Source organism: Streptomyces sp. NPDC001852 (assembly GCF_042891825.1).
Lineage (GTDB): Bacteria > Actinomycetota > Actinomycetes > Streptomycetales > Streptomycetaceae > Streptomyces.
The window spans coordinates 1-7441 of sequence record NZ_JBIATN010000078.1 but is presented as its reverse complement, the minus strand read 5'-3'; the positions used below and the strand labels follow the sequence as shown (position 1 = coordinate 7441).

Sequence of the window (7441 nt, the reverse complement as noted above, 5' to 3'; positions counted from 1 at the left end):
TCGGTGATGGTCAGGCCGGTGGTGCCGCCGGGGAAGTAGAGCCGGATGAAGGCGTCGGTGGCGGGCGGGTTGGTGACCGTCACGGTCATGTCGCCCGGAGCGCCGGCGATGTCGATGCTCTGCGGGAGGCTGCCGGTCACCGAGGGGCCGGTGTCGGCGACGGCGGGGCCGGTGGTGAGACCGGCGGCGATCGCGATGGCACTGATGAGGACGGCGCGCATGCGTCGCTGGCTGGGCATGATGCTTCTCCTGAATCCTGCCGGGGGACAGGGGGATGCTGGCGTTGGGGAGGCGCCCGGTGCGGGGCGGGGCGATGACCGGCGGGGCCGGCCCCACACCGGGCGCTGCTGTCACAGGCCTGTGGAGCGCAGGACGGGCGCGGCGAAACCGCCGTCCCCGGGGGTGGGTCCACACGGCCGGAGTCGGGGCCGCGTGGTTGTAGCAGAGGACGAGGTGGCCTTGCCGTCGCCCTCGGGGTAACTGGCTGTCATCACCTTCGTGTTGGGGCCGAAGGCGGTAGTTGTCCGATTGCTCGACAGTTGCGGCCGGAGCGCCACTGGTGGAGGACGCGGCTCGTACACCGCTCAGGGGCAGTCTGATCATGTTCTGTGCAAGCGATGCAGAGGCTCCCATGAGGTGACCGCATAGACGAAGAAAGAACCCGCAACAAGATCGCAAAGAAGTCGTGCAGCAGGTTCCGGAGCGGGACGACCGCCGTGAGGAGCGGTTGCGAACGAGGGTGGAACGGCTGTGCGGGACTGTACGTCGATGGTGGGGGAGCGGCCGCAGGAACGGCGGGCTGGCTGCAGCAAAGTGGGCCCCGGCCCTGGGTGGCCGGGTCCCGCACCGCGTGGGTGTTTAGCTGAGTTGTGTGTAGGGGGTCTGGTCGTAGTCGAGTGCGCTCACCTCGGATGGCGGGAGCGCGGTGCCATAGAGCTGGACGTTGCTGATGTCGGCGTTGGCGTATTCGCCGTAGGTGCCTTGGTAGAGGCGGCGGCCGATCTGGACGGGGCCGGTGGCGGGCCAGGGGGTGCCGGCGAAGGTTTTGGTCGCGGTGAGGGTTCCGTTGACGTAGAGGTTGAGGGTGTTGGTGGGGCCGTCGTAGACGCCGACGAGGTGGGTCCATGTGCCGGTGGTGGCTTTGGTGCCGTAGACGGCGGTGAAGTCGGTGCTTGTGGTGTCGTCGTTGTGGCGGCTGAAGGCCCATTTCTGGGAGCCGGAGGAGTAGTACAGCTGGTAGGCGTTGGCGTTGCCGGCGCTGTCGGACTGGGAGACGAAGGTGGAGTTGTTGGTCAGGCTGTTGAGGTTGACCCAGGCGGAGACGCTGAAGCTGTTGTTGTCGGTGGTGGTGCCGTCGGCGGGGTCGGTGTGGGCGCCGGTGGCAAGGGCACTGGTGGTGCTTGCGGCGTAGCCGGTGGTGCCGTCCAGGCCGAGGACGTTTCCGCGGCTGGTGTCGTTGGTCCAGGTGGCGGCGCCGTTCAGGGTGGCGTTGTTGGTGCCGACGGAGTCGGTTGCGGTGGTGCCGGTGGCGTCGTTCAGGGGCCAGGCGGCGCTGGCGGTGTTGTAGTAGCCGACGGTCACGGGCGAGCTGAAGGTGGCTGTGCCCTGGGTGTCGGGGGCGGCGCCGGGGTATTCGATGAGTTCGCCGGCGGGTGTGGTCGTGTAGAGGTCGGGGTAGCCGGCGGTGGTGCCGTTGAGGTTTCCGGGCGAGGCGATGGTCGGGTAGTCACTGGCCGGCAGCGTGACGGGCAGAGCGGTGGCGGCATTGCTGGACCAGGTGCTTGGTGTGCTGGAGGTCCAGCTCTGCGCGCTGGTGGCGTTGCAGGTGTGCAGCTGCAGCTGGGTCCCGGGGGTGGTGGAGGAACTGGGGTCGTCCAGGCACTTGCCCGATTCGGGGTTGACCAGCGAGTGGTTGGAGCCGGGTGTCCACTGCTGCGCGCCGGTGCCGTTGCAGGTCCACAGGTCGATCGGGGTGCCGTCGGTGGTGCCGCTGTGGGTGACATCCAGGCACTTGCCGAGCACGCGGATCGAGCCGTCCGCGGCGGGGGTCCAGGACTGGGCGAGGGTGTTGTTGCAGCCCCAGATCTGGATCTTGTTGCCGTTCTGGGAGGCGGAGTGTGAGTCGTCCGCGCACAGGCTGGAGCCGTCGGAGGCGGTGAGGCCGGAAGTCAGCGCGGATGAGACGGGCGCTGTCAGCAGCGGGGGCAGGCCGTTGCTGTCGGCGGTCAGGGGGAAGGTGTAGAGGGTTCCGGTGTTGTTGTCTCGGGCCCAGAGGGTGGGGGTGGTGCCGACGGTTCCGGGTGCGATGAGGGTGAAGTGCGACCAGTCGCCGGTGCCGAGCAGCACGGGTGTGGTGCTGCTGGTGCCGCCGGTAGCCGGGCCGAGGTAGCTGCTGTCCTGCGCGGAGCCCTTGTACAGCCAGAGTTGCTTGTTCTCGATCGTGATCAGATCGGGATAGCCGGTTCCGTAGACGTCGCCGGGGGCGATCATCTGGGCCACCGAGGACCAGTCGGCCGCGTTGTACGTGTCGCAATTGTGGGCGTTGTCCGCCGTGGGAAGGCACTGGGGTCTGTCGAGCGGGCCGTAGACGTCCGCGATGTTGGTGAAGTGGCCGGCGGTGCCTGAGGAGATGGCGCCGTCATTTTTGTAGATGTACAGCTTGTCGCTGTTTTTGTTGTAGGCGAACAGGTCGTCCAGGCCGTCCTGTTTGAGGCTGCCGCGGTGGGTGATCAGGTAGTTGTTCCAGCCGGTCTTGCCGTCGGGGCTCTGGGATGCGGTGGAGGCGACGGTGGGGGAGTTGCCGGGGTCGGTGTTGCCCGGCAGGAGGGTGAGGTCGCCGCTCTTGGTGGTGCCGAGCAGATCGGGGACGCCGTTCCCGTTGAGGTCGCCTGCGGCGACCTTGGTGGCCGGGTTCCAGGGGGCGTAGAAGGTGTATGTGGTCGGCAGTGGCTGGGTGTTGCCGGCGTGGTCCTGGGCTTCGACGTAGAGGGTGTGGGTGCCCCATGTCGTCGGGTCGAGCGGGATCGATGCGCTGGGTGTGCCGCTGGAGTTGGTGGTCGCGGTGACGTAGTCGGGGCAGTTGACGGCCGGCTGTACGTCGAGTGCGTAGCAAAAGCGCCAGACGTCGCTGGACAGGCAGGTGCCGCGGGTGCATCCGGTCGGTGCGGTGTCGCTGCTGGTGACGGTGATGCTGCTGGTCTGGCCGGCGTAGCCGGTGGGTGTCTGGCCGCTTCCGGAGGGCGGGAACACGGTACTCGGTGCGGTCACCGTGGGCTGGGACGGCGGGGTCAGGTCGACCTTGAAGCCGCACGGACTACTCCAGTCGGAATACAGGGTTCCGTCGTAGGCGCGGACCTGCCATCCGTACTGGTGGCCGTCCTGCACCGTGGTGCCGATGTTGATGTTCACCGTGGTGAGGGAGGCGACGTAGCCGCTGTGTGGTGTCGCGACGGTGGCCGCGTTTCCGCTGCTGTTGGCGGTCTGGTCGTCCCAGACCGTGTAGTCGGCCATGACGTTCTCGCCGCTGACGTTGGATTTCAGCTTCGCGTTGAGCGTGATGTCACTGGCGTTGCCGTTCAGCGCAGTCTGGCCGATCCAGCCCCGTGTGCTGCTGCCGCAGTTGGCACCGGAGGGGTTCAGTGCGTCGGGTGAGGTGGTCTCGCTGATCGGGGTGTCGGGCGGGATGTCGTAGGTGGTCTGGATGTAGGGATTGGTGGAGTACCGCATGAAGTCGATGTCGCTGGAGGAGGAGTCCTCGTCGCCGTACAGGCCCACGGTCCAGGTGTCGTAGTTGCCTGCGGCGACGGACGCGATCTGGCCGGTCACGGTGAACTTCACGCTCTGGTCGCCGCAACTGGTGGGCTGGTTGACGTAGGCGCCGTTGTAGGCACTGGCCGGGTTCTGGGTGCCGATGGTCGAGAGCGCCTTCGGCTGGGTGTCCCAGTACATACCGGAGGAGATGCCTCCGGTCCACTTGAGGGTGAGGGGTGCGGTGTGTGTGCAGCCGTAGGCCTCGGCGTAAGTCTCCGTCAGATGCAGCTCTGCGTCGATGATGTGCATGCTGCTGCTGAGATTGGTGGTGTCCAGCTGGTAGAAGGTGCGCTGGGCGCCGATGCAGTCCCCGTTGGACGAGGCATAGCGCTGGTAACCGACCCCTTCGCCGTAGCGTTGCGCGTAGTCGTACTCGTGGGAGCTGGCGGAGGAGGAGTCACAGCCCTGCTGGGCCTCGAAGTAGTGGTTGGTGGTCTCGCTCGGCAAGACACTGGGATCGATGTACACCGGCCACGTGGTGCTCGAGCCGGTGAGCATGGACGAGTCGGGGGTGAGAGTGAGGCCGTTGCTGGTGGTCGTCATGGTCACCGGTGCGACGTCGGCTCCCGGCGCGAGGTTTAATGCCGCCCTCAATAGGGATGGAATGCAAAGACTTCCCAAGGATTGGGATGCGCATCACGCCATCCCGCAGGAATTCAGAGATCATCCGGAGTTTGCGGGCTTCGACTTTGATGCCCCGTCGAACATGCGAGGGATTCCCGGGAGTAGAATGCAATCGCGGCTCGCGAACGTCCATCAGGACATCACTAATCAGTGGAAATGGTTTGGGGATATGAACCCGAACGCCACTAGGGCCGAGATTGAAGACTTTGCCGATCAAATCGATAGGGGCTATGGTGCCTATTACTGGGGAGAGCCTAAATAACTGGGCTCAGGTGATGATTGAGCTTGCCTCGAGGTTCACTGCGAACTTCGAGGCGGGTTACGGCTATCCGCCGGACGATAACACGGTGGTGAGAGCCACGCCTGAAATCGGCAGGCTTGCCGTTGCAGCTCTCTCGGCTCAGGGCGTTACGGGTGATCTGCTTGACTTCTATACCCAGATTGAGGAAGTCTCTCTTCCGGATTTGGGGAATGGAATTTTCATTCACTCGGCGGAGTCGGTGGCTGGTGGAATTTCTGGAAATCAGCCAACGGAAGTCGTGGGCGCCCTTAATGAGCGCATCACGGTATTCGGCTCTGACGGCGGCGGTGCCCTCATTGCCCTCGCTGCTTCCAACGGCCGAATCTTGAAGCTGCATGGCGGCGCCTGGGCTGGGTCGCAGTATGACGTTGAAGACTCGGGAGTGGATGATATTGCGCCGAGTCTCTGGGTCTTCTTGGAACAGGTTCGCGCCGAGCTTTCGGGGGCGATTGTGTAGCCGATCTTCGGTCACCGAGTTCTAAGCGTCCGGGAGAAGGAATCGTCCGAGGTCCCATCGTAAGTCGTTCCGGTGGGACCTCATCGCTGGTCTGGTCAAAGGCAGCTCTGATCACGGGGAGATCCCTGCGATGACTCAGAAGATCCCTAACGGGTGCATGGTCTGGTCGCGGCTCGGTTTCGCCACTACGAGGCGCGCTCGGGGATTCCGCTCGTGCATGACCGTCTCTTTGTGTCTGTCAAAGCCCAACGCCCGCACAAGGACAAGAACGGGAAGGGCATCTGGGGCTCAGTGCGCTCCACGGCCATGTACGACAACGCGGTGGGGGCCTCCGCGCTCTACAACGAGCTCGTGATGGCTGAGGTGTGTGAGGCGCTGGGGCTGGCCTCTGAGCCGCGCACCGTCACCGCCGGCCGCCGCCCAGTTATGGCGTGGCTGGTGTGCCGCACGAGCTGATCCGCTGGACCTCACGGCGTAGCGACCAGATCGCAGCCTGCCGGGCAGACCTGGAGCACGAGTACGTCACCGCCGTCGACGACGACGGCACCCAGCGGTTCCTGCCCGTGGTCTCCGCGCGGGCCCGCGCCAAGCTGAACGGGATCGCCGCGAAGATGACGCGCCCGCCGAAGCAGAGGGCCCGGCCCCTCTCGCGGCTGTGTGAGGAGTGGAAGGCTAGCGCGATCCGCACCTCCGGGGTGGCCGCCGACGTCATCAACGCTCTCCTCGAGTACGCCCGTGCCGCGGCTGCGGCGATCCGGGCCCGGGTCGCCGCCGTGGTCGACATAGCCCTGGCGGCCGTCGACGTCACCGCGACGGTGTTCGTGATGAACGACGGCGGCCGCTTCCACCGCCGGCACCTGCTCGCCGAAGCCCGCCGCCACCTCGCCCTCGTCCTGCGCGGCCGCCGCCGCGACCCGGGCCTGGACGACCAGATCGTGGCCGCTGCCATCTCCACTCACTGCCTGGACATCAGCGAGCCGAAGACCGTGCGCGGCCTGGAGTCCGGCTACCGCCTCTACACCGCACGGTGGGCGCTGTCCGAACTCCCCGCCCGGCGGCGCCCACCAACCCCCGCGCCCGACCGGGACCGGCACCCCCCGGCCGATCCCGGCGCGCCGGCTGCACCCACTCCCCCGCATCAGACAGCGGGGGAGTGGGAGATACCCCGCCTCCCGTTGCAGTACGAGCGGGCTGTCCTCGCCGGCGCCGTGGTCCGCGAGAAGCTGCGCACCACCACCGCCGTGCGGGGCCCGGCGTACGACGTCGTGGCGCACCAGCAGGCGGCGATGCCCGAGCAACTGCTCGCACCCCGGCCCGCCAACCCCGAGCACGACGACCAGGAGCCGGAGGCCGATCCCCGGGAGGCGATCGACCTCACCGCGCTGCGGGCCTTGAGAGAGTCCCGCACGGACGTGGAGGCCCTCGATCTGACGACCGAGCGGCTGCGCCACCTCCAGGACGCGTTCACCAAGGCAGCCGACGACTCCCGCGCCCGTACGGACCGCTACGCCGAGCAGGACGATGCCAACGCTGCGCACCCGGTGCGCCAGGACGATCAGCAGGCGCACCGCCCGCAGCAGCCGCACCGCGGACGAGAAGCCGGCCGCTGAGTGCGCCCGATCTGCGGTGCGCACCGGCGGCCATGCGCGGGGACTCCGCCATGCCCAGGCAACGAAATCACCCCGCCCACGCGACGGCAGACGAACAGCGACGTCTCATCACCCCAACCGAAACGGCGAGGTTAGCGTGAGACACGAAGGCCTCCTGGTTGGCGAGCGGTTCCTCGACAGCTCACTCCGCAACCGGAGGCCTTCACCCGTCACCCGATTCAGACGGTGTCAGAGCACAAACTCGACCAACCTGCCTGGGCAGTACAACTAGGTCATCCCCGCATCCACCTGGTGCAATGGACGGTCCCTGGGTCGCCCATCATGCCGCAGGCGCGGAAGTATCGGTTGGTCACGGCGTTGACGCCCCAGGTCCAGCGGTCATGCCAGCCCTGCGATCCGTCGATCTCATAGGGGCCGCACTGATGCCAAGACCCGGGCGTGTCAGACCAGTCCATCCATACCCAGTCGGACCCCAAATCGGTCGAGCTTCCGTTCGTCAGGTGTGCCCACACGGTCCACCCGTAGGTCGAGTCCCGCCCTTCGCTAGAAGGCTTCCGCTTACCAATCAACGGGCTTGTCTGGTCGAACAGGGGTCCTGATCGGGTGATCGCGGCAGAAGCGGCGCATGCAGGCAGGGCC

The 7441-nt window shown here is 66.6% G+C and carries 6 protein-coding genes; 4 read left to right on the top strand and 2 right to left on the bottom strand.

What is annotated here, in order from left to right; all coding sequences use genetic code 11:
• Together ACFYZB_RS46520 and ACFYZB_RS46515 are read right to left on the bottom strand one after the other, a co-directional pair.
• A partial coding sequence (locus ACFYZB_RS46520) for a hypothetical protein (RefSeq protein ID WP_388768200.1) occupies positions 1-239 on the bottom strand: 239 nt, incomplete at its 3' end.
• Positions 240-858: 619 nt separating this feature from the next.
• On the bottom strand, positions 859-4353 hold the full coding sequence (locus tag ACFYZB_RS46515; RefSeq protein ID WP_388768198.1) for a LamG-like jellyroll fold domain-containing protein: 3495 nt from the start codon (positions 4351-4353) through the stop codon (positions 859-861).
• On the opposite strand from ACFYZB_RS46515, the gene ACFYZB_RS46510 reads away from it, so the two are divergent.
• The 4 genes from ACFYZB_RS46510 (at position 4337) to ACFYZB_RS46495 (ending at position 6802) form a co-directional block, all read left to right on the top strand.
• Positions 4337-4696, top strand: coding sequence for a hypothetical protein (locus ACFYZB_RS46510; protein ID WP_388768196.1), 360 nt, complete (start codon positions 4337-4339; stop codon positions 4694-4696). The genes ACFYZB_RS46515 and ACFYZB_RS46510 overlap by 17 nt on opposite strands.
• 13 nt (positions 4697-4709) lie before the next feature.
• Positions 4710-5192, top strand: coding sequence for a hypothetical protein (locus ACFYZB_RS46505; protein ID WP_388768194.1), 483 nt, complete (start codon positions 4710-4712; stop codon positions 5190-5192).
• 153 nt (positions 5193-5345) lie between these two features.
• Positions 5346-5648: a relaxase domain-containing protein gene (locus ACFYZB_RS46500; RefSeq protein ID WP_388768192.1), complete on the top strand. Its 303-nt coding sequence runs from the start codon at positions 5346-5348 to the stop codon at positions 5646-5648.
• On the top strand, positions 5624-6802 hold the full coding sequence (locus ACFYZB_RS46495) for a hypothetical protein (protein ID WP_388768190.1): 1179 nt from the start codon (positions 5624-5626) through the stop codon (positions 6800-6802). Before ACFYZB_RS46500 ends, ACFYZB_RS46495 begins: the two co-directional genes overlap by 25 nt.
• Positions 6803-7441: the final 639 nt, after the last annotated feature.